This window comes from Kitasatospora sp. MAP5-34 (genome assembly GCF_029894335.1).
In the GTDB taxonomy this organism is placed as follows: domain Bacteria; phylum Actinomycetota; class Actinomycetes; order Streptomycetales; family Streptomycetaceae; genus Kitasatospora.
Genome location: NZ_JARXZC010000019.1, coordinates 104,813 through 129,808, shown reverse-complemented (window position 1 = coordinate 129,808; position 24,996 = coordinate 104,813). Strand labels below are relative to the sequence as shown.

The 24,996-nt window shown below is 72.5% G+C and carries 22 protein-coding genes and 3 pseudogenes; 14 read left to right on the top strand and 11 right to left on the bottom strand.

The genetic code is table 11. From position 1 onward, the window contains the following. Positions 1 to 90: 90 nt before the first annotated feature. The 3 genes from P3T29_RS17780 to P3T29_RS17770 all read right to left on the bottom strand — a co-directional run bounded on the left by P3T29_RS17780 (position 91) and on the right by P3T29_RS17770 (position 1,590). Positions 91 to 822, bottom strand: coding sequence for a beta-glucanase (locus tag P3T29_RS17780; protein ID WP_280717471.1), 732 nt, complete (start codon positions 820 to 822; stop codon positions 91 to 93). A gap of 102 nt (positions 823 to 924) precedes the next feature. Further along, positions 925 to 1,095, bottom strand: coding sequence for a hypothetical protein (locus P3T29_RS17775; RefSeq protein ID WP_280717470.1), 171 nt, complete (start codon positions 1,093 to 1,095; stop codon positions 925 to 927). Positions 1,096 to 1,188: 93 nt separating this feature from the next. Further along, entirely contained in the window at positions 1,189 to 1,590 is a 402-nt protein-coding gene (locus tag P3T29_RS17770; protein ID WP_280717469.1) for a TIGR03618 family F420-dependent PPOX class oxidoreductase, read from the bottom strand. A gap of 317 nt (positions 1,591 to 1,907) precedes the next feature. On the opposite strand from P3T29_RS17770, the gene P3T29_RS17765 reads away from it, so the two are divergent. Beyond that, positions 1,908 to 3,128 carry a cytochrome P450 gene (locus tag P3T29_RS17765; protein ID WP_280717468.1) on the top strand — a complete coding sequence of 407 codons (1,221 nt, stop codon included), beginning with the start codon at positions 1,908 to 1,910 and terminating at the stop codon, positions 3,126 to 3,128. Next, complete coding sequence (locus tag P3T29_RS17760; RefSeq protein WP_280717467.1) at positions 3,125 to 3,370, top strand: ferredoxin; 246 nt, start codon at positions 3,125 to 3,127, stop codon at positions 3,368 to 3,370. Before P3T29_RS17765 ends, P3T29_RS17760 begins: the two co-directional genes overlap by 4 nt. Positions 3,371 to 3,393: 23 nt before the next feature. On the opposite strand, the pseudogene P3T29_RS17755 reads toward P3T29_RS17760, so the two are convergent. After that, positions 3,394 to 3,573 (bottom strand): annotated as a pseudogene (locus P3T29_RS17755) (hypothetical protein); the annotation flags it as partial. Positions 3,574 to 3,721: 148 nt separating this feature from the next. Between P3T29_RS17755 and P3T29_RS17750 the strand changes: the two are divergent. Both P3T29_RS17750 and P3T29_RS17745 read left to right on the top strand, forming a co-directional pair. Then, the gene (locus P3T29_RS17750; protein WP_280717466.1) at positions 3,722 to 4,486 is read left to right on the top strand and encodes a hypothetical protein; all 765 of its coding nucleotides are present in this window, start codon (positions 3,722 to 3,724) and stop codon (positions 4,484 to 4,486) included. Between the two features lie 128 nt (positions 4,487 to 4,614). Further along, a complete protein-coding gene (locus tag P3T29_RS17745; protein ID WP_280717465.1) occupies positions 4,615 to 4,947 on the top strand; it encodes a hypothetical protein in 333 nt (110 codons plus the stop codon). Positions 4,948 to 4,959: 12 nt separating this feature from the next. Here the strand turns inward: P3T29_RS17745 and P3T29_RS17740 are convergent, their stop codons facing one another. Continuing rightward, positions 4,960 to 7,458: a SpoIIE family protein phosphatase gene (locus P3T29_RS17740; protein ID WP_280717464.1), complete on the bottom strand. Its 2,499-nt coding sequence runs from the start codon at positions 7,456 to 7,458 to the stop codon at positions 4,960 to 4,962. A gap of 151 nt (positions 7,459 to 7,609) precedes the next feature. Between P3T29_RS17740 and P3T29_RS17735 the strand changes: the two genes are divergently transcribed. The 5 genes and pseudogenes from P3T29_RS17735 to P3T29_RS17715 all read left to right on the top strand — a co-directional run bounded on the left by P3T29_RS17735 (position 7,610) and on the right by P3T29_RS17715 (position 12,158). Further along, positions 7,610 to 8,629: a polysaccharide deacetylase family protein gene (locus P3T29_RS17735; RefSeq protein ID WP_280717463.1), complete on the top strand. Its 1,020-nt coding sequence runs from the start codon at positions 7,610 to 7,612 to the stop codon at positions 8,627 to 8,629. A gap of 163 nt (positions 8,630 to 8,792) precedes the next feature. Next, positions 8,793 to 9,251: pseudogene (locus P3T29_RS17730) on the top strand (molybdopterin cofactor-binding domain-containing protein); the annotation flags it as partial. Positions 9,252 to 9,285: 34 nt separating this feature from the next. Further along, entirely contained in the window at positions 9,286 to 9,744 is a 459-nt protein-coding gene (locus tag P3T29_RS17725) for a 2Fe-2S iron-sulfur cluster-binding protein (protein WP_280717462.1), read from the top strand. 119 nt (positions 9,745 to 9,863) lie between these two features. Further along, on the top strand, positions 9,864 to 10,418 hold the full coding sequence (locus P3T29_RS17720) for an alpha/beta hydrolase (protein WP_280717461.1): 555 nt from the start codon (positions 9,864 to 9,866) through the stop codon (positions 10,416 to 10,418). Between the two features lie 117 nt (positions 10,419 to 10,535). Beyond that, complete coding sequence (locus P3T29_RS17715) at positions 10,536 to 12,158, top strand: sigma-70 family RNA polymerase sigma factor (protein ID WP_280717460.1); 1,623 nt, start codon at positions 10,536 to 10,538, stop codon at positions 12,156 to 12,158. A 60-nt stretch (positions 12,159 to 12,218) separates the two neighbouring features. Here the strand turns inward: P3T29_RS17715 and P3T29_RS17710 are convergent, their stop codons facing one another. The 3 genes from P3T29_RS17710 to P3T29_RS17700 form a co-directional block, all read right to left on the bottom strand. After that, the gene (locus P3T29_RS17710) at positions 12,219 to 14,390 is read right to left on the bottom strand and encodes a protein kinase (protein ID WP_280717459.1); all 2,172 of its coding nucleotides are present in this window, start codon (positions 14,388 to 14,390) and stop codon (positions 12,219 to 12,221) included. A 543-nt stretch (positions 14,391 to 14,933) separates the two neighbouring features. Further along, positions 14,934 to 15,197, bottom strand: coding sequence for a dsRBD fold-containing protein (locus P3T29_RS17705; protein ID WP_280717458.1), 264 nt, complete (start codon positions 15,195 to 15,197; stop codon positions 14,934 to 14,936). 99 nt (positions 15,198 to 15,296) lie between these two features. Next, entirely contained in the window at positions 15,297 to 15,917 is a 621-nt protein-coding gene (locus P3T29_RS17700) for a TIGR03086 family metal-binding protein (RefSeq protein WP_280717457.1), read from the bottom strand. Between the two features lie 156 nt (positions 15,918 to 16,073). Between P3T29_RS17700 and P3T29_RS17695 the strand changes: the two genes are divergently transcribed. Next, a complete protein-coding gene (locus P3T29_RS17695) occupies positions 16,074 to 16,973 on the top strand; it encodes a hypothetical protein (RefSeq protein ID WP_280717456.1) in 900 nt (299 codons plus the stop codon). A 27-nt stretch (positions 16,974 to 17,000) separates the two neighbouring features. Here the strand turns inward: P3T29_RS17695 and P3T29_RS17690 are convergent, their stop codons facing one another. After that, positions 17,001 to 18,362 (bottom strand): tetratricopeptide repeat protein, encoded by a 1,362-nt coding sequence (locus tag P3T29_RS17690; protein ID WP_280717455.1) that lies wholly within the window; start codon positions 18,360 to 18,362, stop codon positions 17,001 to 17,003. A gap of 149 nt (positions 18,363 to 18,511) precedes the next feature. Here P3T29_RS17690 and P3T29_RS17685 point away from each other — a divergent pair, with 149 nt between their 5' ends. Beyond that, positions 18,512 to 19,330: a neprosin family prolyl endopeptidase gene (locus P3T29_RS17685; RefSeq protein WP_280717454.1), complete on the top strand. Its 819-nt coding sequence runs from the start codon at positions 18,512 to 18,514 to the stop codon at positions 19,328 to 19,330. Positions 19,331 to 19,352: 22 nt separating this feature from the next. On the opposite strand, the gene P3T29_RS17680 is transcribed toward P3T29_RS17685, so the two are convergent. Continuing rightward, the gene (locus P3T29_RS17680; RefSeq protein ID WP_280717453.1) at positions 19,353 to 20,327 is read right to left on the bottom strand and encodes a magnesium transporter CorA family protein; all 975 of its coding nucleotides are present in this window, start codon (positions 20,325 to 20,327) and stop codon (positions 19,353 to 19,355) included. An 87-nt stretch (positions 20,328 to 20,414) separates the two neighbouring features. Between P3T29_RS17680 and P3T29_RS17675 the strand changes: the two genes are divergently transcribed. Further along, positions 20,415 to 21,383, top strand: a complete 969-nt coding sequence (locus P3T29_RS17675) for an aldo/keto reductase (protein WP_280717452.1) — start codon at positions 20,415 to 20,417, stop codon at positions 21,381 to 21,383. 65 nt (positions 21,384 to 21,448) lie between these two features. Here the strand turns inward: P3T29_RS17675 and P3T29_RS17670 are convergent. Then, positions 21,449 to 22,000: pseudogene (locus P3T29_RS17670) on the bottom strand (lipase); the annotation flags it as partial. A 263-nt stretch (positions 22,001 to 22,263) separates the two neighbouring features. Here P3T29_RS17670 and P3T29_RS17665 point away from each other — a divergent pair. Then, a complete protein-coding gene (locus tag P3T29_RS17665) occupies positions 22,264 to 23,622 on the top strand; it encodes an ammonium transporter (protein WP_280717451.1) in 1,359 nt (452 codons plus the stop codon). Next, the gene (locus P3T29_RS17660; protein ID WP_280717450.1) at positions 23,619 to 24,974 is read left to right on the top strand and encodes an ammonium transporter; all 1,356 of its coding nucleotides are present in this window, start codon (positions 23,619 to 23,621) and stop codon (positions 24,972 to 24,974) included. Before P3T29_RS17665 ends, P3T29_RS17660 begins: the two co-directional genes overlap by 4 nt. Positions 24,975 to 24,996 lie beyond the last annotated feature (22 nt).

Sequence of the window (24,996 nt, the reverse complement as noted above, 5' to 3'; positions counted from 1 at the left end):
ACAGGCACGCCACCATCAACGCGCACATCCCGGCGACGACACCACCGAGGACTACGAATCGCCACAAAGAGTCATGTGCGAAGGACAGGGCTAGCGGCGGACGGTGAGGGAGAGGCAGGTCCAGCTGAGTTCGGTCCGGTCGACCGGTGCGCTGTGAAAGGTCCCGTCGCTGACCGAGATGTTGACGATCAGGTAAGCGGACCAGTTCCGGCCCACACCCCGGCCGTCGGAGTGCGCGAGAGCGCCGTTCACATACCAGTCCACCGACCTGGCCCCGAGGACGACCTTCAGGTCGCGGGTGGCGCCCGGTGCCACGCCCGGGTCCTGCCAGTAGCAGTAGCCACTGTGCACGTGATTGGAGAACTCGAGCATCCCCGGGTGGTCCGGGTGGTACTCGAACGCGTCCACCTCGTTGCCACCGTCGCTCCAGGTCCAGATGGCCGGCCAGGCTCCCAGGCCGGTCGGCAGGGTCAGCCTGGACTCCAGGACGTCGCCCGTCCGCAGTTGGAACGCCTCGGGGCTGCCCTCGGTGGTGAGCAGGTCGCAGTCCCACAGGCCGTCGGCTGCCCGGAAATCGGCCTTGAAGACCCCGGCCGGGCAGTAGCGGGCCGTCAGGTGGTCGAGCTTGCAGTCGCCGGGGTTGATCGGCCCCATGCCCGGGTACGCGCTGCTCCGGCCCGCCACCCACTGCTGGGCGGAGCCGAAGTCAGCCGTGAAGACCGTAGTGCCGGTGTTGCCACCGCCACCGCCATTGCCGCCGCCACCACCGCCGCCACCGGGAATCGGCGGCCACCAGGGGAAGAGTCCGTCCCACCACCGCATGCCTGACCTCCGGTCACGCCATCACCCTGTGCAGTGACTTGCATACCCATGGTGATTGGTGCGCATGCGGAATCCCCGGTGCCGTTCTGCGCTGACGCTGCGTCAGCTGAACAGGGCCGCCGCCACCTCCGCCTCCGCTGCCGAGGCGGCCGCCTCCACCGCGCGGCGGTCCTCCGCCAACGAGGACACCAGCCGGTCGAGCAGCAGATGGAATTTGGCAGTGTCGCTGTCATCGAGAACATCGAGAACGGGGGCGCTGAGCGGCTGCGGCATCTGACGGGTCGCTTTCCTGGCGGTTCGGACGGGAACGCCACCATCCTTGCCACCGCCCCTCAACGCTCGATAAACGCCGGCGCCGGCGGGAGGTCAGCCCCGCCCGAGCACCCGGTCGACGCTGATCTCGATGACCACCCGCTCGGGGTTGACCCGGGGTTCGCGGTAGCGCTCGGCGTAGCGGCGCACGCCCTCGGCGACCGCCTCCGGCGAGTCCCGCACCACCGCGACCCCCTCCAGGGTGGACCACCGGGCGCCGTCGACCTGGCAGATCGCGACCCGCAGGCCGTCCGGTCCGGCGGCGAGCACGTTGCGGACCTTGCGGCTGGCGCCGTGGCTGATCACCCGCGCCACCCCGGTCTCCGGCTCGAACGTCGCGCCGACCGGGACGACGTGCGGCGAACCGTCGGGGCGCAGCGTGGTCAGCGTGCAGAGGTGGCGCTCGCGCCAGAAGGCCAGGTGGGAGTCGTCGAGCGCGCGCGGATCTTGAGCCATACCCGCATGCTACGTCGCCGCCCGGGCGGCCCCGGGGCCCCGGTACTCCCCTGATGCGCCATCGATGGCCAAATCGGGTACCGCGATGGCCGGTTCGCACCCTTACCGACGGTCGCTCGGGGACCTACGGTCGGTAAGGGCCTGTGTCTGAACCTGCGCCGGGCGCGGGTCTCCCCCAGCCTTCGGCCGGGAGGGGCCCCCACGGTGCGTGCGATCGCACGTGCCGTGGGGGCCCCTCCCGGCGCAGGTTCAGACACAGGCCCTCAGGCTCCTGCCGTAGCAGGGCGCCCTCGGCCGAGCGCGAGGAGCACGTGAGAATGTCCGCCGACCAGAGCCAGACCCCAGCGGGTGGCCCGCTGATCCCCCTGCACTGCCTGCAGCAGGCCGAACCCGGGCCGCCCAGGCTCGCGGTGCTGCCCACCGGCACCCCCGTCTGGTTGGTGACCCGGCACGCGGACGTCCGCCAGGCCCTGACCGATCCCCGGCTGAACCGGGCCTCGCTCTACGCACCGGACGCACCGGCGGTCTCGCTGATACCCAACATCCTGGACGACCCCGACAGCCTGCTCAACGTGGACGGCGCCGAGCACCAGCGCGTACGCCGCACCGTGCAGCGCGCGTTCACCCCGCGCGCCATCGCGCGTTGGCGTCCGTGGGTGGAGTCGGTGGTCGACGGGCTGCTCGACGAGCTGGTCGAGTCCGGCTCCCCCGCCGACGTGATCGCGGGCTTCTCGCGGCCACTGCCGGTCGCGGTGATCAGCCGGCTGCTCGGGCTCGACGGTCTCGATCTGCGACGCCTCGGGCACTGGAGCGACCACGCGCTCTCCACCACCGCCTACACCGTCGAGGAGATCGTGACGGCGATGCGGGAGTTCGGCGAGTTCGGGTACCAATTGGTCCTCGAGCGGCGGAAGAACCCCGGGGACGACCTGGTCAGCAGCCTGCTGGCCGCCGCGGACGAGACCGGCGGCGTGAGCGAGGCCCAACTGACCTCGCTGGTCTGCGGGTTGGTGGTCGCCGGGCACGAGACGACGATGACCACGCTCGGCAACGCGCTGGTCTACCTGCTCGGTGACGACCCGGCGGCCCGGACGGCCTGGGACCGGGTGGGACGGGACGAGGAGAGCGCGGCGCAGGCGACCGAGCAGGTGCTGCGCTCGATCCCGCTGGGCGACGCCACCGACGCCCTGCCGGGGATGCTGCGCCGCGCGGTGGCGGAGGTGGAGATCGGCGGCGTGACCATCCCAGCGGGCAGCGTGGTGGCCGCCGACACCGGCGCGGCCAACCACGACCCCGAGATCTATCCGGACCTCGGCGGGATCGACCTGTTCGCTCCCCTGGACACCCCCAGCCTGACCTTCGGCGCCGGTCCGCACCACTGCCTCGGCGCCTGGCTGGCCCGGATGGAGCTGGAGTCGGGGCTGCACCACCTCGCCCGCCGCCTGCCGGCCCTGCGGCTGGCCGAACCGGTCGGGGCGATCGAGTGGCGGACAGGTCTGATGACCCGCAGCCCGCTGACCCTGCGGGTCGCCTGGTGAGCGCCGCCGGGCCGGACCTCGAGCTGGTCGTCCGCGTCGACCAGACCCGCTGCGTGGGCACCGGCCACTGCGCTGCCTCCGCCCCCGACGACCTCGCCCTCGGCCCGAACGGCCGCGCGTACCCGACCCACCCGACCTCCACCGCCCGCGACCAGCTCTCCGAAGCCGCCGACCTCTGCCCGGTGGAGGCCATCACCGTCCACCTCGCCCGTACCGGCGAACAGATCGCGCCGCTCGACTGAGAGCACCCGGTGGGCCCGGCCCGTCAGGGCTGCGGGCCGGCCTTGGTCGAGACGTCGACGGACCGGACCCGCATCGGGTGGCCCGGTACGGTGGCGGGGCCGGCGGTCGCGCCGTAGGCGGTGGGGAGGCCGCCGCCTACGGCCACGTCGAGGATCAGGAACAGGCCGTGGTGGACCGCCCGGTCCCAGACCCCGGCGTCGATCCCGGCCGCCGTCACGGTACTCCGAGGGCGCGCAGCGGGGTGAGGGTCTTCGCCCAAGCCGTCAGGACCACCGAAGAGCCAGCAGTACGGGTGAACCCGGCAGCGCCGCTACCGGGCTCACGCACCGCCGGTCGCTACTGTGCTGATCATGGCCACCCCCACCTCCTCCCCTGCGGCAGGCCCGCGCCACCTCGCCGAACGGCTCGGCGCGCAGCACCGGACCAGGATCGAGACGCTGTACGATCCCGCCCGCCGCCACTGGACGCTGCGCTGGTACGACGGGCCGACCGTGGCCACCGTCCAGGCCGCACTCGAGCAGGGCGGCCCGGGCGGCGCCGAGGTTTCGGCCCGGCGCGACCTGACCACCCGGGCGCTGGCACTGGCCGCGATCCGGGAGACCCGGGCGGGCGCCATGCGCCGCTGGGTGGGCAGTTGGGGCCAGCGCTACCACCTGGAGCAGCTGCTGCTCGACCGGCCGAACCCGGAGCGGGCGAGCGGTCCGCGCGAGGAGGCGATGCTGGAGCGGCTGCTGCGGGCCGCGACCACGGGCACCGGGCACTGGGCCGTCCCGGACGAGAGCCGGGCCTTCGAACTCGTCGCCCGGGACGGCGTCGCCTGGCTGCTCCCCGACCACCGCCTCGCCGCCCCCGGCGAGACCGACGGCCTGGCGTTGGACCCGCTGGAGTTCCTGACGGCCCGTTACGCCACCGGCGTGCACCGCACCGCCTGGGAGACCGCGCTCACCACCATGCCGCTGCGCGCCGCCGTCGCGGCCGCCCGCACCGACACCGCCCCGACCCCCGACGCCGCCGAGGCCGCCCTCACCCTGCTGCCGACCCTGCACGACCAGCTGACCGGGGAACTCGAGGCCGCCCGGGCCGTCCTCACCCGCGCCGCCCGCTCCCGGCAATAACCCCTGGCTCGGGCGGCCTTGACGCTACGTCGGCCCGGTCGTGTGATGAGAGGTGCGGGAAAACCCCGGCACCGGGTGGAACCGCTCGGCGGCGTCCAGGAGTCCTGGGGAGCGGAAGGGGGCGTGGGATGACGGACGAGGAGGCCAACTGGCTGACGGTGCGCCAGGTCAGCACGCTCTGGCCCGGCGTGGCCTCGGTGGACGGGACGGCCCGGGCCAACGGGGTCAGGTCCCGGCGGGACCCCCCGGCCCCCGGCGGCGGGACGCCCGGCACCGTGCGGTACCACTCGGCGGACGTACGCCGCGTCGCGCCACTCGTCACGGCCGCCCCGCGCAAACCCAGATGCGGCACCGGAGTCGCGGGCTGCGTCGTGCTGCTCGGCCTGGTCGCGGGGATCCTGGCCGTGGCGGTCTGGGCCTGGTGGCAGTGCCCCGGCAGCGACACCGTCTACTGGCACTGACCGATCCACCCCCTACCGCTCCTCCCGGTCCCGGGAAGTGAGCAGCAGCGCGACGTCGTCCGCACGGTGGGCCAGGTGGCGGGCATCGCCCAGCAGGTGGTCGGCCAGGTGTTCGATGGTGGCGTCGCCGGCGTGGGCGAGCGCCACCCGCAGGCGGTCGATGCCCTGGTCGATCGCGGTGCCGGGCTCCTCGACCAGGCCGTCGGTGTAGAGGGCGAGCACGGCGCCCGGCGGCAGGACGAGGTCGGTGACGGGGTACGCGCTGCCGTGGTCGACGCCGAGCAGCGTGCCGCCGGCCAGATCGAGTACCTCGGCACGGCCGTCGGGGTGCCGCAGCAGCGGCGGCAGGTGCCCGGCCCGGACGGCCTGGGCGCGGCCGTCCGACGGGTCCAGGCGCAGCAGGCAGCAGCTGGCCAGCAGGCCGGGGTCGAGGTCCACCAGCAGCCGGTTGGTGCGGAGGAGCACCTCGTCGGGCGGGCTGCCGGTGGTGACGAAGGCGCGGACGGCGCTGCGCAGCTGGCCCATGATGGCGGCGGCCCCGACGCTGTGGCCCTCGACGTCCCCGATCACCAGGCAGATGCCCCGGGAGGTGACGATCGCGTCGTACCAGTCGCCGCCGATCTCCATGCCCTGGGTGCCCGGCAGGTAGCGGGCGGCGATGGCCAGCCCGGGGAGGTCGGGGAGGCGGTGCGGGAGCAGGGCCTGCTGGAGGCCCCGGGCGACGGCGAACTCGGCGTCGTAGAGGCGGGCGCGTTCGAGGGCCTGGGCGATCAGGCCGCCGAGACCGGTGAGGACGGCGCGTTCCTCGGCGGTGAAGACGCGGGGTTCGTCGAAGCCGAGGATGCAGGTGCCGACGGGGCGGCCGGAGGCGATCAGCGGCAGGAAGGCCCAGGCGCGCATCTCGTCGAGCAGAATGCCGGGGTAGGCGGTGAGCAGTTCCTGCTCGGACTCGAAGAAGATCGGGACGCCCGCCCTGAGGGTCTGGGTGCCGGGCAGCCTGGCCCGCAGCGAGGTGCCCTCGAAGCCGTCCAGGAAGCCGTCGGGGTAGCCGCGCTGGGCGACCAGGAACATCCGGCCCGCCCGGGAGAGGTAGATCGCCAGCTCCTGTCCGCCGAAGCCCGGCATGATCTGGTCGGCGACGGCGTCGCAGACCTCGCGGACGGACACCGCCTCGGTGAGCGCACTGGCCAGCTGGAGCAGGTGGTACATCGCCCCCGGTCCGGCCCGTGCCACCGGCGGAGCCTCGGGCAGGGCGTCGGGCAGGCCTTCGGTGGGCGGGCCCGCCCGGTTGTCCCGGGGTGGGACGGCCGGGACAACCCGGCCGGTCAGGCCGTGGGCGTCGGGGTAGAGCGAGAAGGCCAGCCACTGGTCCGGCGGGCGCCGGGCCAGGAAGGCGGTCGGCCGCTGGGAGACCATCGCGGCCCGGTAGCGGTCCTCGTACACCGGATCGGCCAGCCAGGGCAGCACCGACCAGGGGTGGCGGCCGAGCAGGCGCTCGCGCGGGACGTCCAGCAGCAGTTCGAGACCCCGGTTGGCGTAGTCGACCCTGCCCTCCGGGTCCAGCGCGAAGACGCCGTCGCGGAGGCGTTCGACGGCCGCGACGGCGGCGGCGCCGTGCGTGGTGTCCAGAACCGCGCCGATCAGGTGGGTACGGGCGGGGCCCTCGGGCACCCGGCCCCAGAGCCGGACCGGGCGGAAGCGGCCGTGACCGTCGGCGACCCGGATGGTGAGGGAGGGCAGCAGCCCGGTCCGGGCGGCGGCGAGGACTGCGGTCCGCAGCCGGGGACGGTCCTCGGGGGCGATCAGCGCGGCCAGTGCGGAGGCCCGGCCGTCGAACCGCTCCGGGTCGACGCCGAGAATGACGCAGAGCCCGTCGTCGGGCGTGACCACGCCGGTGGCGAGGTCCCAGTCGAACAGCCCCACCTGGACGGCCGGGCCGACCGGCCCGGGCAGCTCGACGACCACCGGCTGCCCGACGGCCTCCACGGCGCAGCCGGTGGCGGCGAGGTCGGCCAGTGCGGTGCCCAGCCGGTTGGCGGCCGTCCGCAGGTGGCGGCGGGCGGCGAGCGGGATACCGGTGTTGGTGCTCGGCCAGAGCACGCAGATCGCCCCGACCGCATCCGCGCCCACGCCGACGGGGGCGCAGGCCGAGGCGAAGGCGTACGGCATGCCGACGGCGAGCCGGGGGAAGCGCCGCATGGTCTCCTCGGCGCCGGAGAGGTAGACGGTGCGGCCGGTGCGGTAGGCCAGCGAGGCGGGCAGCTGGCCGGCCACCGGGATCCGGCGGAACCCGCTCAGCACGGGCAGCGGCACCCCGGCGACGGTGCTGAGCACCAGCGAGCGGCGGTCGGGCGAGCGGAGGTAGACCACGCCGCCGTACGCCGCCGCGTGCTCGACGGCCCGGCGCAGCCCGGTGGCGAGCAGTTCGTCCCGGGCGACGGCGTCGGCCGCCTCGGACGGACGGCCGGTGGTGCTCCGCGTCGCCTTCGTACCGTCGCTCGCGTGCCGCATCTCTTCTCTGTACGCCCGCCCCGGAGGGGTGTCAACCGGGGGACGGTCACACCGCGTGACCAGCCGGGCGGATCCGGGCACTGGCCCGTTCGGTGCACGTCGGGGCGTTCGCCGGTTGGCGCGCCCCCTTCCGTGGGGATCATCGGCCGATATGCCGTTCCTGCGCGTCACACCTCGAGCCGTCACCTCACAAACCGTCACATCACAAACTGTCACCTCACGATCCATCACATCACGAGCCGTCACACCGCGAGCCCGCCTCCGTCTGGCCGCCTGGACCTGCCTCACCCTGACCGCCGCCGGCTGCACCGCGCCCGCCACCGCCCCCACGCCCACCCCGCCGGCCGCTTCGGCTCCCCGGGCCGCGCACGCACCGCCCGCCCAGCCCTCCCCGCCCGACCGGACGGCCGAGCAGGAGGACAACGGCCCGAGGTCCGCCGCGCGCCAGGCGCTGGCGATCCGTCAGGCGGCGGAGACCGCGCGGCGCTGGGGCCTGGACGCCGTACCGGAGCCGCCCCCGGCGCCGCCCGCCGACAAGCCCGAGCTGACGGCCCAGCCCGGCGTCTCGGTCCACGGCGACCTGCCACCCCTGGTGTTCCGGGTGCCGACCAGCGACCAGGTGGTCTTCCTGACGGTGGACGACGGGGCCGAGAAGGACGCCGAGTTCAGCCGGATGACGCGTGAACTGGGCATCCCCTTCACGGCGTTCGTCTCCGGCTACCTGGCCCGCAGCGACTACGGCTACTTCCGTGAGCTGCGCGACCAGGGCGTCCGGGTGAACAACCACACCCTCAACCACCCCGACCTACGCAGGCTCGGCTACCCGGAGCAGCGCCGGGAGATCTGCGGCCAGCAGGACGAGCTGGAACGCGAGCTCGGCGCACGCCCGGTGCTCTTCCGGCCGCCGTACGGGGAGTTCACCGAGGCCACCCTGCGGGCCGCCCGGTCCTGCGGGATCACCGCCCTGCCGATCTGGAACGAGGAGGCCTTCCCCGACCACCTGGAGTACCGCTATGCCGACCAGCGGCTCCACCCGGGCGACATCATCCTCACCCACTTCCTCGGCCCGGAGCAGTGGAAGGGCGGCACCATGTGCGACATGCTCCGCCGCGTCCTGCGCGCCGTGGCGGACCAGGGCCTCACGCTGGCCCGGCTGGACGACTACCTGTGAACCGCCTCCTGCTGAACCCTCCGGGCGCGCGTCATGCTCATGTTGACCGGGTGAGGGGGTCTCCTTATGCTCCAGTGCCCCTGCCCTCCCGGGCTCCACCCGGTGTCCGCGAAGGAAACTGACTCATCAGCACGTCTGCCACTCCTCAACCCGTCAGCCCCAGGCCGGGCAGTGGGGACGGGCGATGCCCGCCGGACACGCCCAGGGCATCGCCTTCCACGAGGAGCACCGCTCCAGCGTCGCCTGCCTGGTCGAGCTCGACGCCACCGACCCGGCCAACCCCCGGGTCACCAAGGCCGTGGTCGCCGCCGACGTCGGCCTGCCGGTCAACCCCCGTGGCCTGGAAGCCCAGTTGATGGGAGCGGTGATGGACGGCATCTCCGTCACTCTGCAGGCCGGCCTGCACATCGACCAGGGCGCCGTCCGCGAGGGCAGCTACGCCGACTTCCACTACGCCCGCCAGCGGCACAGCCCGCCCGCCTTCGAGGTGCACCTGATGCCGCCGACCGGCGACCCGGGCGGCGCGGGTGAACTCGGCGTCCCCGCAGCGGCGGCAGCCGTCGCCAACGCCTACGCCCGGGCCACCGGCACCTCGCCGCGCAGCTTCCCGATCAACTTCTGAATCAGCTTCTGAATCGACTTCTGAAGGACCTCACGTGCCCAGCTACGACTTCATCCTCAACGGCAGCGCGGTCACCGTCGACGCCCCCGCCGACATGCCGCTGCTCTGGGTGCTGCGCGACAAGCTCGGTGTCACCGGGCCCAAGTACGGCTGCGGCGTGGGCGTCTGCCGCGCCTGCACCAGCCACCTGGACGGCTCGGAGATCCAGCCCTGCACGGTGCCGGTGCAGAACTGCGCCGGCCGGCAGGTCACCACCATCGAGGGCCTGGCCACCGGCGACCAACTGCACCCCGTCCAACAGGCCTGGCTGGACCAGGACGTGGCGCAGTGCGGGTTCTGCCAGCCCGGCCAGATCATGGCGGCCGTCGCGCTGCTGCGCCGCACCCCGACCCCGACCGACGCCGACATCGACCAGATCCAGAACGTCTGCCGCTGCGGCACGTACTTCCGGATCCGCGAGGCCATCAAGCAGGCGGCCGGCGAACTCGGCTGACTCCGTACCGTCTCCGGCCCTTCCCGCCGGGGCGTTCCGGGGACCGGATAGGGTCCTGCCCTAAGGGACGGCCAACGGTGCCCCGTCCTCCGTACGAGTCACCCCACGGGAGGCCACCGATGACGCAGCCGACGCCGGACCTGACGATCCTGGTCCAACCGGGCTACCAGAACTCCGGCCCCGAGCACTGGCAGAGCAGGTGGGAGCAGCAGGACGGCCGCCTGCGGCGGGTTCAGCAGGCCGACTGGGACGAGCCGCTGCTCGGCGACTGGGTGGCGACCCTGGACAAGGCCGTCGCCGCCTGCGAAGGCCCGGTCGTGCTGCTCGCCCACAGCCTCGGCTGCATCACCGTCGCCCACTGGGCCGCCGCCCACGCCGAGACCCACTCCGCAGACATCCGGGCCGCGCTGCTGGTCGCCCCCGCCGACATCGACACCGCCGACATCCCGGAGCTGGTGAACTTCCGCCCGGTCCCGCTGCGGCCGCTGCCCTTCCCGAGCGTAGTGGTCGCGAGCAGCGACGACCCCTGGTGCTCCCCCGCCCGGTCCCGCCACTTCGCCGACAGCTGGGGCTCCCGCTTCGTCGAGATCGGACCTTTCGGACATCTCAACAGCGCCTCCGGCCTCGGCGACTGGCCCGAGGGGCGGGCCCTGCTCGCCGAACTGACCTCCTGAGGCCCCGCACCCCGGCCAGATTTTCTGTTATCCGAATTTCTGTTATCCGCTGCCGACCGCCGGATCTCCCATCACGACAGGGCAGAAACGGGCGGGCCGACGAGAAGGAACCACGACATGGACAGGGACTGCGGCGCAGCGACGGTGATACGGGCGCAGACCGGTGACCAGCACGCGACGAACGAGCTGATCGGCGGCCACCTGCCGCTGGTCTACAACATCGTCGGCCGGGCTCTCGGCGGTCACCCGGACACCGATGACGTGGTGCAGGAGACGATGCTCCGCGCCGTCGACAACCTGCCCAGCCTGCGCGAACCGGCCAGCTTCCGGTCCTGGCTGGTGGCCATCGCGATGAACCAGATCCGGCGGCGCCACCAGGACCGCCAGGCGCAGCAGATCCAGCAGTCCGCCCAGCCGGACGTCCACGAACCGGCGGATCCCGGCTCGGACTTCGTGGGGCTGACGATCCTGCGGCTCGGCCTGTCCGGGCAGCGCCGCGAGACGGCGGAGGCGACCCGCTGGCTGGACGAGAACGACCGTGAGCTGCTGGCGCTGTGGTGGCTGGAGGCGGCGGGCGAGCTGACCAGGCCCGAGCTGGCGATGGCGATGGAGCTGGCCCCGCAGCACGCGGCGGTCCGGGTGCAGCGGATGAAGACCCAGCTGGAGACCGCCCGGGCGGTCGTCCGGGCCCTCTCGGCGGTACCGCGCTGCCCGGAGCTGACCGAGCTGACGGTGAGCTGGGACGGGACGCCGGGTGCCCTCTGGCGCAAGCGAATAGCCCGGCACGCCCGCGAATGCGCGCACTGTTCGCGACTGTGGGAGGACCTGGTCCCCGCCGAGGGCCTGCTCGCCGGTCTCGCGCTGGTACCCCTCCCGCGTGCGCACGCCGCAGCCCAGGCGGCTCAGGCGGCTCAGGCAGCGACCCGGGTCGCCGGGCATTCGCGGGCATCGGGCGGCCACCGGGCCCGGTCGGGCGGGCCCGGACGGCGTCGGCGGCCCCGGCCCCGGAACCGGGTGCTGACGGCGATGCTGGGGACGGCCGTGCTGACGGTAGCGGCCGCCGGCGTGGTGATGGCCGAGCAGGAGCCACCGTCCGCGCCGACCACCCGGGCGGACGCGGTGGCCGTCCTCTCCCCCGTCTCGCCCACGCCCACGGTCGCGAGCCCCCGGCCCGCCTCCCCGTCGGCGCCGGCCCCGGTCGCCACGACCTCCACGCCGCCCGCCGCACCCTCGTCCGCCCCGGCGACCCCGAGCCCGGCCCGGCCGTCGGCCTCCCCGACCGCCAGGACCCGGACCCAGAGCCCCAGTTCGGCACCGGCGACCACCTCGGTACCGGTGCCCGGCCCGGCGGCCGCCGTCGGCGTAGTGCAGCAAGTCCTCGATCTGGTCAACAACCAGAGGTCACAAGCAGGTTGCGGACCGGTACGGGCCAACTCCCAGCTCCAGGCGGCCGCCCAGGGCCAGTCCGACGACATGGCGGCCCGACACTTCTTCGACCACACCAACCCCGACGGCCAGGGCCCGCAGGCCCGGATCGAGGCAGCCGGCTACCACTGGAGCACCTGGGGCGAGAACATCGCGCAGGGGCAGAGCGACGCGGCGGCCGTCATGGACGCCTGGATGCACAGCCCGGGCCACCGGGCGAACATCCTCAACTGCGCCTTCACCGAACTCGGTGTCGGGGTCCACGAGGGCACCGGCGGCCCGTGGTGGACCCAGGACTTCGGCGCCCCGAGCTGACCGGCGACCAACCTGACCGGCGCCCGACGGATCTGTCCGCGCTGCGCCCGCGCCCGCGCCTCACTCGGGCGGCAGCGCGTACAGATCCGTCCCGTACTGGGCGAACAGCCGCTCGCCGTCCGTGCTCAACTGCCAGTCGGCGCCGGTGAGCGGGGTGGAGCGGAAGGTCCAGCGGATCCTCCGCTGCTGGATGTCGACCGCGTAGAGGTGGGCGTCCCAACCGGGCACGAAGAGGGTGTCGTTGACCAGCAGCGGCGTGACGCCGGTCGGCGGGCCCGGCAGCGCGCAGCTCCAGAGGTGCGTCCCGTCCTGCGCGCTCAGGGCGCGCACCTCGGGGCGGCTGGGGCTGGTGTAGAGGATCCCGGCGGCGACGGCCACCGGGGTGTAGGGCCCGGCCTGGTCCATCGGGTCGCGGTGTTCCCACTGCTGCGCACCGTCGAAGCTGCGCAGCGCCTGCAAGCCCTGTTCCCCGAGCGGGAGATAGAGCTGGTCGGTGTCGGCCACCACCCAACCCACCCGGTCGTTCTTGGTGTAGTCGGACCAGAGGTGGCTGCCGTCCTTCGGGTCGACGAAGTCGAGGTAGCCGAGGTTGTCCGCGAAGAGCAGGGCGCCGCTCTGACTCCGGCCGACAAAGTCGAAGGCGCGATCGGGGCGGAGTTCCGAGTCGAGCCAGAGCTGCTGCTGGGTGGCGATCGAGACGGCGAACCAGCCGTACTCCCGGGCGGTGCCGGTACCGGTGCCCGGGATCCGCCCGCCCGCGTAGACCGCGCGGTCGTCGGCGCACAGCAGCGCCTCCGGCACCAGCCGGCCGCCGCTCGAATCCCAGCCGGTGAACGCCCAGTTGGGCGTACCGTCGCCGGTGGAGTAGGCGCGCAGGGCACTGCCGCCGAGTACGAACGCCGTCCGGTTGTGCACCACCACGGCGTCCGCCTGGACTCCGTACTGCGACCACAGCTCGGCGCCGCCGACCACGTCCACCGCAACCAGCGCGTTACCCACGGCGCAGATCGTCAACTTGTCCAAGGCCGCGTACGCGACGGCAAGTTGGCCCGTCCTGGAGTGGTAGCGCCAGAGCACGTCGGGCGTCGGCCCGCCGAAGTCCTGGGGTGGCGGCGCGGCCCGGCGCAGCCTGGGCCGGGCGAGCGCCAGGGCCGACCCGCCGACCGCCAGGGCGGCGACGCCCCCGGCCGCGAACAGGGCGCGCCGGGACAGCCGGACCGGCGCCCGCCCGGGCACCGGCTCGGCCGCCTGCACGGGCGTTGGCACGGGCGTTGGCACGGGCGGCTGCGCGGGCGGGGTGGGGGTCGGGTCCGGGGACGGCTCGCGCAGCGGTGTCTCCAACTCGACCACCCGACCCGCGTGCCGGGCCAGCGCGGCCGAGACCCGGCCTGGCAGCCAGTCGCCTGCGAACGCCTCCGAGGTGCCCTCGGGTGCCAGGATCTCGACCAGGTCCCGGGTGGTCGGCCTGAGCTCGGGGTTCTTCGCCAGCAACGCCCGGACGATGGTGGTCAGCCCCTCGGGCAGCCGGCCGAGGTCGGGGCGCTCGTTCGCCACCCGGTGGATCATCGCCAGCGTGCCGCCGTCCTCGCTGTACGGGCCCGCCCCGGTCGCGGCGTACACCAGCACCGAGCCCAACGAGAAGAGGTCGCCCGGCGGGCCCGTCCGACGGCCGGCCGCCTGCTCCGGGCACATGAAGCCGGGCGTGCCGACCAGCATGCCGACCTGGGTCAGGGCCATGCCGTCGACGGCGAGCGAGATGCCGAAGTCGATGACCCGGGGCCCGTCCGGGGCCAGCAGCACGTTGCTGGGCTTGAGGTCACGGTGGATCAGCCCGGCGGCGTGGATCGCGGCCAGCGCCTCGGCCAGGCCCGCACCCAGCGCCCGTACCGAGCCGACGGGCAGCGGGCCGTGCTCGGCGACGGCCTCCGCGAGCGAGGGCCCGAGCACGTACCCGGTGGCCAGCCACGGCAGGTCCGCCTCGGTGTCGGCGGCCAGCACCGCCACCGCGTACGGGCTGTCGACCGCCCGGGCGGCCGCCACCTCGCGCCGGAAGCGGGAACGGAACTCGGGGTGCTCGGCGTGCTCCGGCCGCACCACCTTCACTGCGGCCCGCCGCCCGCCCGGCGAACGGGCCAGGTACACCACCCCCATACCTCCCGAACCAAGCCGGGCGAGCAGCTGGTACTGCCCGACGGCCTCGGGGTCGGCGGCTCTCAGTGCGTCCAGTCCCAATGCCGCACTCCCCTGTCAACCGCCGGTCGCCTGCTCCGAACCCAGCCCTCGCCCAGCCCTCGCGGAGCCCTCGCAGAGCCGAGCCTTCACACTCTGTCGGGATTGCCGCCCGGTGGGAAGTCGGCGGAGCCGGATTCCACCTACCTGGCCGAGTACGGCGGTTGACCGGGCCGGGACGTCCATACGGGAGACAGGTCAGCCTCTTGACGAGGGACAAATAGGGAGGAAACTGGTCATTACACCAGACAACAGGAGAGAGCCGCACCGCCGACGGAGACGTCTATCGGCCGACCGAGTGACTCCCTTGTCGATGGGCCTGGCTAGGCCCCCGGCAGATCCGCTCGATCTCGGAACCTCAGCGACGACTGGAGGACTCAGGGGATCGAGGAGGACTACCGGGGACTGTCATGTCCCGCCGCTTCCACGGCTGTTGAGTCCGGCTTGGCAACCCCACCAAGCTTGAACCCCGCCAGGACCATTTCTTGGCGGGGTTCAAGCTTGGTGGGGTTCTTGGTGGGGTTCTTGATGGGTTCGAATCCAGGCTCAGTAGATCAGGTAGGCGGGTCGCAGGCCCTCGTCGGCGATCTCGCCCGAGGCCTGGGCCTTCAGGCGGGAGGCGAGTTCCTCCAGCGCCCGTGAGGCCGCCATCTCCTCGCCGATCCTGGCCAGCGGCCGGTCGTCGAGGCTCCGTACCGCCTCCCCGTGGCCGCTCAGGCCCGGCGCCCGCGCGCCGACCAGCCGCGCGTCGCACATCGTGTGGATGCCGTCCTCCTCGAAACTCAGCTGTACGTCCCACTGGTTCTGCATCACGGGCCTCCTGCGCTCGGCCCCCGCCGTGCCTGCTCCCACCAGCGTGCGCTCCGCCCGCTCCGGCGGCAAGCCGCTCGGCGCCGCAGAGCCAGGCTCTCAGGCGCCCGGCGGGCGCCAGCCGGTCCGGCGGCCCAGCAGCGCCAGCAGCTCGGTCTGCCGGCTCGCACCCGGGGCCACCTCGACCGCCGGGGCGAACAGCCCAGTCGCGGACAGCGCGTGCGCGTACGGGGTGACCTCGGCGAGCGCCGCCTCCACCAGATCCTCCGGCAGCCGGGCGTGGCCGCCCAGGGCCCGGGTGAGGTCCCAGGCGTGCACGGTGGCGTCGGAGGTCATCTGACGGCAGTAGGCCAGCGCAGAAGTGTCACCGTACGAGAGATGGACGGTGCGGTCCAGCCCGCCGCCCTCGGCCAGCACGGCGAAGGCGTCGCAGGCGGCCGCCTCCGCCGCCGACCAGGTGGCGGCGGGGTCGGACCCCAGCACGTCCCCGTCGAACCGGTCGCCGACCTCCTGGACGGTCGCCCCGGCGAGCAGTTCGGGGACCCACAGCTGCTCGGAGACGAGGTGGTTGACCACGTCCCGGACCGACCACTCGGTACACGGCGTGGGCAACGGCCACTGGTCCTCGGCCACTTGGAAGACCCGGCGCCCGAAGTGCGCCAGCGCCCTCGCATAGCGGCGGACGGCTTCCGACTGCGCTACCTCGCTCTGCCTGCTCATGTCTCCAGGTTTCCACGTGTCGCGCCTCCCGGCCGTCCGGACGTGCCGGGAGCCTTCAGGGACATTCCGATCGGAGTCGTCGGGCCGTCCCCATGTGTCAGTGCCCGACGTTAGGTTGATGCGGTTCGGCTCAGCTGTTCTCGGGAGGGAAAAGCCATGAAGCGCAACGGACCGCTGTCCAAGGTATTGGGATTGTCCATGGCAGGGCTGGTCTTCATCGCCCTCATGCTCATCCCAGCCGGAATGCTGGCACTGGGCCTGGATCTCCTCTACGGCCCCACCGTCCCCTGCGGTGCCCACGACATGCACCCGCACGACACCTGTGAGGTGACACCCCGCTTCGGCAAGACCTTCACCCGTGACTTCGACCAGCAGCGGAGCAACTACGCCGGATGGGGCTGGATCGCCACCGTTTCCGGCGGCGCCATCCTCCTGGTCGGAGTGGTGGGCGGCGGGGTGGCCGTGGTGGGCGGCCTCCGTGGTCTGCGCACGCGGTTCGGGGCCCGCCGGCAGCTCGCCGTGGAGCGCGGCTGGCGGTTCCACGACAGCACGACCCTCGACATGGGCGCCCGGGCCGACGGCAGCCGGGCCCGGGTCCATGCGGACGGCTGCCTCGTGTTCTCCACCGACGGCCTGCGCTGCGTGATCCACGACGGGAGCAACGCACCCAACCGGCCGACCCGAGTGACCGTGTGGCAGACCACACTGGAGCGGTCGTACCCGTATCTGTGGCTGACCCGCACCGACCACGACGCGGGCCCCGCTGCCAAGAAACTCACGACCGTACCGGTGGACGAGGAATTCGACCGGCGGTACACCGTCGTGGCCGCCGACCCCGCCGTCGTCCCGGCGCTGCTCACACCGGAGTTGACCGGGTACCTGATGGCGCACCACGACGTCGGCACACTCACCCTGAACGGCCGGCGGCTGATGCAGTTCCGAGCTGCCGTCCCCGACAAGAACACCGCCGCCCTCCTCACCGGACTCGACGACCTGCTCGCAGTGGCCCGGCTGCTCGCGGCCGTGCCGGCGGACGCGGCCGAACCGGCCGAGTAGGCCCGGTCCTGCCTGGGACCGACCGGCCTAACTCGGGGCCGCGCCGAACGGCGGCTCGGCCGGGACCGGGCCCAGGGTCGTCGTGCCGGGGGCGGCGCGGTGGCCCAGCCCGGTGCGGTAGATGTCGAGTGCGGCCTCGGTCCGGCCGGTGCGGCGGAGCAGGTCGCCGAGGAGTCGGCAGAGATCGGCGATGTCGCCCGCCGCTCCGGCCTGTTCGAGCAGGGCCAGTGCGGCGCCGTACTGCTGCTCCGCCGTCCTTAGGTCGCTGCGTTCCTCGGCGATGAGGCCGAGCAGCCGGTGCGCGGCGCCCGCGTGGACGGCGCCGCGCGCGGGGCTGAGTTCGCCGACCAGCTGTGACAGGAGTTGCTCGGCCTCGGCGGGTTTGCCCCGGCGGCGCAGGACATCGGCGAGTTCGACGTCGATCTGGACGGTGTAGAGGGTGGCCCGGCGGTGCGCGAGGATGTCGCGCGCGGTGCGCAGTTCGTGCTCGGCCTGCACCAGGTCGCCGCCCTGGGCCTGGATGTAGCCGCGCATCCAATGGCAGTGGGCGAGTTCGGTACGGATCCGGAGCTGCTGGTACAGCTCCTGGGCCCGGGCCAGCGAGGCGTCCGCCTCGGCGGCGCGGCCGGCGGCCAGCAGGGTGCGGGCGACGCCCCGGTGCATCCGGGCGACCAGCGCCGGGTCGGTGACCTGCGGCGCGAGCGCGAGGGCCAGTTCGGCGGCCTGGGCCGCGCGGGCGTGGGCGCCCAGATCCAGGTACGGCGCGATCACCGCCGAGTACAGCAGCAGCAGGGCGTTCGGATCGTGCAGCCCGCCGGCGTTGAGCTGGTCGATGGCGGTCTCCAGCAGGTAGCAGGAGTACCGCAGGTCACCCGCCAGCAGATGGGCCACGGCCCGGCCGCGCAGGGCGGGGACGCGCTGCGGCAGCGGCGCGTCGGCGAGCAGTTCCTCGGCCGTCCGGTAGTGCTCGATGGCCCGGTCGAGGTCGCCGCTCTCCGTCGCGCAGTCGCCGAGACCGGTCAGCGCGGCGGCCTCCTCGGCGGGCAGACCGAACCGACGGGCCTCGGCGGCCAGCGCCGCGAACTGCTCCCCGGCCTCCTGCGGGGCGTCGCCGGCGAGCGTCTGCCGCGCGTCGGTGATCCGCATCCGCAGGTCGGTGGCCAGGTGCGCGGGCTGCCCGGTGGACAGCTCCTCGAAGGTGACGCGAAGCCGCCCGGCGAGGAAGCGCAGTGCCGTCTCGGACGGGCGCACCTTGCCCGACTCCAGGGTGGAGATGTACGCGGCGGTGTATTCCGGCTCCGCCAACGCACGTTGGGTCAGGCCGAGTTCGGTACGCCGCCGGAGCACGCGCCGGCCGATCTCGGCACGGTCCTGTGCCTGCTCCGCCATGGTGCACCTCTTCGTCTCGGGCCCGGGTCACTCGCGAACCACTCGCAGATCACTCGCGCACAGGGTATTGCGCCGCGCATCGGCCACCGCTAGCTTAACTCGCAACTTAAGCGTAGTTATCACGCTAGTGAACTCGAACGGAGCCCTCCATGCGAACAGGCCGAACGATCCTCGGTGGCGCGACCGCGCTGATGGCGGCGCTGAGCCTGCTGTCCGTGGGCACCTCCGCCCAGGCCGCAACGCACGCCCCCCGCCCGCTGCCCGCCGTCGCCGCCGCGAGCTCCGGGCCGGTCTGCTGGTACGGCTCGTGCTACGACTACGTCTCCGGCAGGCAGATCACCGACGCGACGGGCGCGAGCGTACGGATGCTGCAGGCCGCACCGGAGATCAAGCCCGGCGACACGGAGTCGCACTCGCTGCAGGAGCTGGCCGTGCAGTCCGCCGACCGGAAGTCCACCGTGGAGATCGGCTGGACGGTCGACTTCGGCCTCAACGGCGACACCCGTCCGCACCTGTTCGTCTACCACTGGGTGGACGGCGCCGAGAGCTGTTACAACGGCTGCGGCTTCGTCCAGGTCTCCCGTACGGCCAAGGCGGGCATGCCCGTCCGGGCCGGTACGGCCGCCCGGTTCTCGATCCAGAACGTGGCCGGCGACTGGTGGCTGTTCTACAACGAGCAGGCCGTCGGCTACTTCCCCGGCTCGCTCTGGAACGGCACCTACACCCGCACCCAGGTCGTCACCGCCTTCGGCGAGGTCGCCCACGCCAAGGACGCCACCTGCGAGGACATGGGCAACGGCCGCTTCGGCACGTCCCGCCACTCCGGCTGGATCAGCGACTTCTTCCTCACCGGCTCGACCGACACCCCGGCCCTGACGGTCACCGCCACCAGCCCGGCCCTGTACAACGCGGGCCGGGTCACCCCGACCTCGTTCACTCTGGGCGGCCCGGGCAGCGGCGACTGCTGACGACCCGTCAGTTGACTACCCGTCAGATCCAGTCCTTGCGCTTGAAGCTGACGTAGAGCACCACCGAGAGGACGACGATCGCCGTGGAGGAGGCCACCAGGCCCCACTCCGCGGCGAATCCGGGGAACGGCACGTTCTGCCCGTAGAAGCCGGTGACCGCCGTCGGGACGGCGATGATCGCCGCCCAGCTGGTCACCTTCTTCATGATGAGGTTCATCCGGTTGCTCTGGATGGTGAGGTTGGTCTCCATGATCGACGTGATCATGTCGCGCAGCGATTCGGTCCACTCGGTGGCGCGCAGCACGTGGTCGTAGACGTCCTGGTAGTACGGCGTCAGGGGCTCGTTGACGATGTGCAGGTCGCGGCGGAGCAGCGTGTTGACGACCTCGCGCATGGGCAGGACGACCCGGCGGACCCGGACCAGGTTCTTGCGGAGTTCGAAGGAGCGGCGCTGGATCGACTGGATCGCCGAGCTGTCCTCGTCGAACAGGATGTCCTCCACCTCCTCTATCCGGTCGTCGAGTTCCTGCACGGCCGCGAAGTGCCCGTCCACGATGAAGTCCAGCAGCCCGTAGAGCAGGAAGCCGACGCCGTGCTTGACCAGGTCGGGGGTGTCGTCCCAGCGGGCCACCACCTGCTCGATGTCGAAGCTGTCGTCGGCGCGGACGGTGATCAGCGCGGTGCTGGTGATGAAGACCGAGATCTCGCTCGTGGTCAGCATCCCGGTCTCCCGGTCGGTGCCGACCGCGTAGGCGCTCATGAAGGAGTGGGTGCGGTAGCAGTCGAGCTTCGGGCGCTGGTGCTCGTTCCGGGCGTCCTCGACGGCCAGCTCGTGCAGACCGAACTCCTCGCCGATCATGGCGAGATCCTTCGGACCCGGCGCGCACAGGTCCAGCCAGACCACGGCGGACGGGTCGGAGACGTACTCGGAGATGTCCTCGACGGGGAAGTCCTCGAGGACGAGGTTGCCACTGCGGTAGAGCCTGGTGCGAGACATGCGCGACAGCGTAACCACCGCCCGTTCCGACCCCTGACCTGGGTACTGTGACGAAACCCGCCCACTCCGAGCAGGGGGAAACCGCCCGTGTCCTTCGACCACAATGCAACCGCCGCGCTGTCCTCGCGGATCGGGCTCGGCCTGGCCGCCGTCGGCCGCCCCGGCTACATCAACCTCGGCCGGGAGCGGGATCTCCCGGCCGAACGGACGGTCGCCGCGATGCGCGAGCGCGCGCACGAGGTACTCGACGCGGCGTACGCGCAGGGCGTCCGCTACCTGGACGCCGCCCGCTCCTACGGCCGCTCCGAGGAGTTCCTCGCCGAGTGGCTCGACAGCAGGCCGCAGGTCCGGGACGTCCTGGTCGGCAGCAAGTGGGGCTACACCTACACCGCCGGCTGGCGCGCCGACGCCCAGGTGCACGAGGTCAAGGACCACAGCACCGGGACGTTCGACCGCCAGCTCGCCGAGAGCCGGGCCCTGCTCGGCAAGCGGCTCGACCTCTACCAGATCCACTCCGTGACCCCGGAAAGTCCGGCGCTCACCGACACCGCCCTGCACGCCCGGCTGGCCCGGCTCGCCGCCGAGGGCGTGACCATCGGCCTCTCCACCAGCGGCCCGGCCCAGGCCGACGCCATCCGCGCGGCGCTGGCCGTCACCGTGGACGGGGAGCCGCTCTTCCGCAGCGTGCAGGCCACGTACAACCTGCTCGAACCCTCGGCCGGTCCGGCGCTCGCCGAGGCACACGACGCCGGCTGCGTCGTGATCGTCAAGGAGGGCATGGCCAACGGCCGCCTCGCCGGCCCGGCGGCACCCGCCGTCCTGCACCAGGCGGCCGCAGCGGCGGACACCACCGCCGACGCGGTCGCCCTGGCCGCCGTGCTGCACCAGCCCTGGGCCGACCTGGTGCTGTCGGGCGCCGCCACCGCCGACCAGCTCACCAGCAACCTGCGGGCCACCTCCGTACGCCTCGACGCCGGCCGACTCGCGGCACTGGCCGCACTCGCCGAGCCTGCCCGCGCGTACTGGCAGCACCGCTCGGAGCTGCCCTGGAGCTGACGCCCTTGGTAGGCGGGCAGCGACCACAAGGCGCGGGGCTCCTGTGGTCGCTGCCCGCGAAGTGCTCAACCGGTCAGGTTCGCCAGGCAGTTGGCCTCGCCGACGTGCGCTGGGTCGAGGGCGTGCCGGATCTCGTGCCGGACCACCGGGTCGACGGCCATCAGGACGTGGTCGGGGATGTTGGCCAGGCAGAGGTCCTGGACCAGCACGTTGTGCACGCCGGGGCCGGAGAGGAACTGCGTGGCGTACGGGGTGACCACCTCGTCGTACCTGGTCGCGATCACCGTGTACGAGACGCCCGGCACGGTGTCACCACCCGCGTTGAGACGGCCCAGGGTGTCCGAGCCGGCGACCTGGTCCGCACAGGCGGGGCAGAGCGAGCCGACCACGTCCAGCGCGCCCGGGTAGGACCCGGCAAGGGTGGTGAGGCCGTCGAGCGTCGTGCCGTGGTTGCTGGGGGCGAGCCCGACCAGGGTGTGCACCTTGGCCGCGCCGCCGTCGAACTTCAGGTAGTACCGGGGCATCATGCCGCCCTGGCTGTGGCCGACGATGTCGACCTGCGCGGCGCCGGTCGCGGCCAGCACGCCGTCCACGAAGGTGGCCAGCTGCCGCGCGGAGTCGGCCACTGCGGCCACCCCCACCAGGTCGCTCGCGGTTAAAGATCCGGCCAAGGCTCTGAACAAATTGTTGACGCGCCTTCCACCCTGGCCTAGGTTTCATTCGAACGGAATTTGGTTTCCGTATGGTGGAATTCTGCCAGTCCGCTCCCGGGGCCTCCGCTCCCGACTTCCGGGAGTCGCCACCCAGACCGCCCAGACCGTCCTGACGATCAGTCACCGTGGCGCTCCAGCGTGGTGACCCGACCCGGAGAGACTCTCGGATGCCTACCTCGCTCGACACGGGCAACACCGCCTGGCTGATGGCCGGCACCGCCATGGTGCTGCTCATGACGCCCGGCCTCGCCTTCTTCTACGGCGGCATGGTCAAGACCAAGCACGTCCTGGTCATGCTCAAGATGAGCTTCGTCTGCCTGGCCATCGTCACCCTGCTCTGGCTGGCCATCGGCTACAGCCTCGCCTTCGGCAAGGACGTCGGCGGCTGGGGGCTGATCGGCACCCCCTCGCACTGGCTGATGCACGACGTCGGGATGACCAGCCTGACCGGGTCCATCCCCACCGTGATCTTCTCCTGCTTCCAGATGGCGTTCGCCATCATCACCGTCGCCCTGATCAGCGGCTCCATCGCCGGCCGGGCCACCATGCGCGGCTGGCTCTGGTTCGTCGTGCTCTGGACGATGTTCGTCTACGTGCCGATGGCGCACTGGGTGTTCGCGCCCGACGGCTGGGTCACCGCGCACCTGGGCGCGCTGGACTTCGCCGGCGGCCTGCCGGTGGAGATCAACTCCGGTGCGGCGGGCCTCGCGGTCGCCATCGTGGTGCGCAAGCGCAGAGACTTCGAACGCGAACCCATCCGCCCGCACAACCTGCCGCTGGTGGTGATCGGCCTCGCCCTGCTCTGGTTCGGCTGGTTCGGCTTCAACGCCGGTTCCGCCCTGCAGACCGCCGGTTCCGCGCCGATGGCCTTCCTCAACACCCAGCTCGCCGCCTGCGGCGCGATGGTCGGCTGGCCGCTGATCGAGAAGTGGCGGCTCGGACACGTCGAGATGCTCGGGGTCGCCTCGGCGGCGGTGGCCGGCATGGTGGCCATCACCCCCGCCTGCGGTGAGGTCTCGCCCGTCGGCGCCCTGGTGATCGGCTTCGTCGCGGGCGTGGTCTGCGCCTTCGCGATCAACCTCAAGTACAAGATGCGCTACGACGACACGCTCGACGTGGTCGGCGTGCACGGCTGGGGCGGCATCGTCGGCGTGCTGGCCATCGGCCTGTTCGCCACCTCGCAGATGAGCGGCAAGAAGGGCCTGTTCTACGGCGGCGGCGTCGACCTGCTGTGGCGCCAGGCCGTCGCGGTGCTGGCCTGCGCGTCCTTCTCCTTCGGCGTGACCTGGCTGATCGCCAAGGCCGTCGAGCGGACCGTCGGCTTCCGGGCCGCCGAGGAGTACGAGGACGTCCCGGGCCAGGAGGAGGAGCAGGCGTACGACGACGAGACCATCGCCGAGATCCGCAAGCGCCTGGCCGAGGCCCGCGTCCCGGTCACGGTCGGCGGCGGGGACTCCGGCAGCGGGGACGCCGAGCTGCTGGCCGAACTCCGCGAGGTGCTCCAGCGACGGGAGCAGGAGAAATGACCACTCTGTTCGACACGGGCAACGCCTCCTGGCTCATGATGGCCTCCGCCATGGTGCTGCTGATGGCACCCGGCCTCGCCTTCTTCTACGGCGGCATGGTCAAGACCAGCCAGGTCATCGCGATGCTCAAGATGTGCTTCGTCTGTGTGGTGCTGGTCAGCATCATCTGGTTCGTGGCCGGCTACTCGCTCGCCTTCGGCAAGGACGCGGGCGGGCTCGGCGTGATCGGCGGACTGGACCACCTGTTCATGCACGGCGTCGGCCTGCAGAGCCGGACCGGCGACACGCCCACGGTGATCTTCTCGGTCTTCCACATGTCCTTCGCCATCGTGACGGTCGCGCTGATCAGCGGCTCGGTGGCCGGACGCACGAAGATGAACGGCTGGATCGCGTTCGTCTGCGCCTGGACCCTGCTGGTCTACGTCCCGATGGCGCACTGGGTGTTCGCGCCCGACGGCTGGGTCGCCAAGCAGCTCGGCGCGGTCGACTTCTCCGGCGGCACCGTGGTCGAACTCAGCTCCGGCGCGGCAGGGTTGGCGCTGGCCCTGGTCGCCGGACGGCGCGAGGACTTCGAGCGGCAGCCGATCCGCCCGCACAACCTGCCGCTGGTCGTCGTCGGCCTCTCGCTGCTCTGGTTCGGCTGGTTCGGCTTCAACACCGGCTCCTCGCTCGGCGTGCCGGGCGCGGCCGCGATGGGCTTCGTCAACACCCAGCTCGCCGCCGGCGCCGCCATGGCCGGCTGGGCGGCCACCAGTTACTGGCGTACCCGGCAGGTCGGCCTGCTCGACATGAGCATGGGCGCCGTCACCGGCATGGTCGCGATGACCCCGGCGGCGGGTGACGTCAGCCCGCTCTGGGCCGCCGTCATCGGCTTCCTGGCCGGGCTGACCTGCGCCTTCGCGATCAGCTGGAAGTACCGCTTCGGTGTGGACGACACCCTGGACGTGGTCGGCATCCACGGCTGGGGCGGGCTGTTCGGCATGGTGATGGTCGGCCTGGCGGCCACCGGCGTGATGACCGGCAAGAAGGGCCTGTTCTACGGCGGCGGTTGGGACCTGCTCGGCAAGCAGCTGGTCGCCGTGCTGGTCCTCGGCCTCTTCTCGTTCGGGATGACCGCCCTGATCGGCAAGGTGATCGACCTCACCCTCGGACTGCGCCAGCCGCACGGGCTCGGCAGCGAGGAGCACGAGCAGGTCTACCAGAACGACTGGGACGTCCAGTTCAAGGAGATCGCCGACGCGCTGCGCGGCAGCGGCCTCGACGAAGGCGGCACCGAGCAGGACGCGAGCGCCCTGCTCGACCAGGTCCGCCGGATGCTGGCCGCCGACCCGGAGCACCGCCTGCGGGAGTGAGCGCGGCGTTTGGGACCCACGG